This is a genomic window from Mycobacterium sp. E740, from assembly GCF_001672895.1.
In the GTDB taxonomy this organism is placed as follows: Bacteria; Actinomycetota; Actinomycetes; order Mycobacteriales; family Mycobacteriaceae; genus Mycobacterium.
Map to the genome: position 1 here is coordinate 1 of NZ_LZKP01000052.1, position 2,679 is coordinate 2,679.

Below are 2,679 nucleotides of genomic sequence, written 5' to 3' on the forward strand. Positions count from 1 at the left end.
CCGCGCCGGCGTCCCGGCCCGCGGCGGCCAGCGCGTAGGAGTTGACGTCGTAGACCTGACCGTTGCCAGGAGTGCGGGAGATGTCGACGAGTTCGCCGCCGACGCACATGACCGACAGTCGTGGCCGCGGATGCACCGACACGCGTTCCCGGCCCACGGCGGCAAGCAGGCCGACCTGCGCCGGGCCGATGATCGTGCCCGCGCGCACCGCGACGTCACCGGGTTGAACGTCGTCGCCGGTGCGGCGCACATAGGCACCCGAGCGCACGGCACGCAACACCCTCACCCGCGCATCACCGCCGTCGGTCCAGCGCAACGGCAGCACCGCGTCGGCGAGCGTCGGCATCGGGGCCCCGGTCTGCACACGCGCGGCCTGGCGCGGCTGCAAGCGGCTGGGTGTTCGGGCCCCGGCCTGGATGAGGCCCATCACCGGCAGGCTCACCTCGCCGTCGGCCGACTCCTCGGCGTCACGGTCGCCGACCCCGAGCACATCGACGCTGCGGACCGCGTAACCGTCGATCGCGGCCTGGTCGAACCCGGGCAGCGGGCGCTCGGTGACGACCTCTTCGGCGCACATCAACCCCTGCGCTTCGGCGATCGCCACCCTGACCGGTCGCGGCGCCACCGCCGCAGCGGCAACTCGTGCCTGCTGTTCCTCGACCGAACGCACTGCACCCCTATCTACGCGTCAGGGCTCTCAGCAGTCCACGAGCCCCAATCGCTCCACCAACCACCGCCGCAGTTCCGGCCCGTAGTCGTCGCGCTTCAACGCAAAGTCAACCGCAGCCTTGAGGTAGCCGCCGGGATTTCCGAGGTCGTGTCGAGAGCCGCGGTGCACAACCACGTGCACCGGGTGCCCCTCGTTGATGAGCAGCGCGACGGCGTCGGTCAGCTGGATCTCGCCGCCCGCCCCACGGGGAACCCGCTTGAGCGCGTCGAAGATGGCCCGGTCGAGCACGTACCGGCCGGCCGCGGCGTACGGCGACGGGGCGTCCTCGGCCTTGGGCTTTTCGTACATCCCCTTGACGCGCAGGACGTTCGGATTGTTGGTGTCGGCGACGGGCTCGACGTCGAACACGCCGTAGGCACTGATCTCCTCGCGCGGCACCTCGATCGCACACAGCACCGAACCGCCGCGTTTGGCACGGACTTTCGACATCGTCTCGAGGACGCCCGTCGGCAGCACGAGGTCGTCGGGCAGGAGCACGGCTATCGCGTCCTCGTCCGGCGACAGCGACGGTTCCACGCAGCTGACCGCGTGGCCGAGGCCCAGCGGCTCGGCCTGCACCACGGATTCGACTTTGATCAGCGCGGGCGCGCGGCGCACCTTCTCCAGCATCGACTGCTTGCCGCGCGCCTCCAGGGTGCCTTCCAGTACGAGGTCCTCGACGAAGTGCGCGACGACACCGTCCTTGCCTTCGGAGGTGACGATGACCAGGCGCTCGGCACCCGCTTCGGCCGCTTCGGCGGCGACGAGCTCGATCCCCGGAGTGTCCACGACAGGCAGCAGTTCCTTGGGAACCGTCTTGGTGGCGGGCAGAAACCGGGTGCCCAGCCCCGCCGCGGGGACCACCGCCGTATGCGGGATCGGTACCTCAGGCCTCGTCATCGTTCACACATTAACCTCCTTGGGCAGGCTGAACCTGTCGAGGCCGGGTGGTGTCGGGAGAGATCGGGAAAGGATGACGTGAACGCCACGAAAGCGGGTCTACGCGCCGCGTTTCTGTCCGCCCGCCGGGCTGTGGGCCGCAGCGAGCACGACGCAGAAGCGCGGATGCTGGCCGAGCATGTCGGGGCGCTCGCCGCCGGCGGTCAGACCGTGTGCGCCTACGTCCCGGTCGATTCCGAGCCGGGCTCACTCGAGTTGGTCGACTCCCTGTATCAACAGGGCGCGCGGGTGTTGCTGCCGGTCGCACGGCTTAACGCAGTAGACGCTCCGCTGCCGCTGCGATGGGGCGTATACGTTCCCGGGGAGCTGACCGACGCGCCGTTCGGCCTACGCGAACCGGCGATGCCGTGGTCGGCGCCCGAGACGATCGCAGACGCCGCGGCGCTCCTCATACCCGCGCTCGCCGTCGACCGGGCGGGAGTGCGGCTCGGCCGAGGTGCCGGCTTCTACGACCGTTCGCTGCCGCTGGTGTCGCCGACGGCGCTGCTCGTGGCGGTCGTGCGCGACGACGAACTCGTCGACCGGCTACCCGCCGAACCCCACGATGTACCGATGACCCACGCGCTGACTCCTCGGCTGGGGCTGGTCGCGCTCAGCGGGTCGGGTGGCCGGGAATGACGATCGCCACGTAGCGGTTCTAGCACTTGGGCCGGTAGAGTGCTAACAGATTTGACCATCACGGAGGATTTCGTGCCTACCTATTCCTATGCGTGCACCGACTGCGGCGACCGCTTCGACGCAGTTCAGGCGTTCAGCGACGCCTCGCTGACCACCTGCACCAAGTGCGACGGCCGCCTGCGCAAGCTCTTCGGCAACGTGGGAGTGGTCTTCAAGGGCAGCGGCTTCTACCGCAACGACAGCCGCGAAGCAGGCAAGAGCTCGTCCAACGGGTCGAGCAGCAGCTCCGGCTCGTCGGAGTCAAGCTCGTCGTCGGACAAGTCGAGTGCCGGCTCCGGCTCGTCGGGTTCGACTGACTCCGCCTCGAGTTCGGGTTCGAGTTCGGGTTCGGG

Annotated in this window: 4 protein-coding genes; 2 read left to right on the forward strand and 2 right to left on the reverse strand. The window is 69.3% G+C overall.

Features of this window, described 5'->3' with window-relative positions; all coding sequences use genetic code 11:
• Both glp and A5663_RS04960 read right to left on the reverse strand, forming a co-directional pair.
• The coding region (gene glp, locus A5663_RS04955; RefSeq protein WP_369816591.1) for a gephyrin-like molybdotransferase Glp at positions 1–670 on the reverse strand (670 nt) is incomplete at its 3' end.
• A gap of 27 nt (positions 671–697) precedes the next feature.
• Positions 698–1,609 carry a UTP--glucose-1-phosphate uridylyltransferase gene (locus A5663_RS04960; protein ID WP_068144666.1) on the reverse strand — a complete coding sequence of 304 codons (912 nt, stop codon included), beginning with the start codon at positions 1,607–1,609 and terminating at the stop codon, positions 698–700.
• A gap of 78 nt (positions 1,610–1,687) precedes the next feature.
• Here A5663_RS04960 and A5663_RS04965 point away from each other — a divergent pair, with 78 nt between their 5' ends.
• Both A5663_RS04965 and A5663_RS22475 read left to right on the forward strand, forming a co-directional pair.
• On the forward strand, positions 1,688–2,287 hold the full coding sequence (locus A5663_RS04965; protein ID WP_068144669.1) for a 5-formyltetrahydrofolate cyclo-ligase: 600 nt from the start codon (positions 1,688–1,690) through the stop codon (positions 2,285–2,287).
• Between the two features lie 72 nt (positions 2,288–2,359).
• The coding region (locus A5663_RS22475) for an FmdB family zinc ribbon protein (protein WP_082973927.1) at positions 2,360–2,679 on the forward strand (320 nt) is incomplete at its 3' end.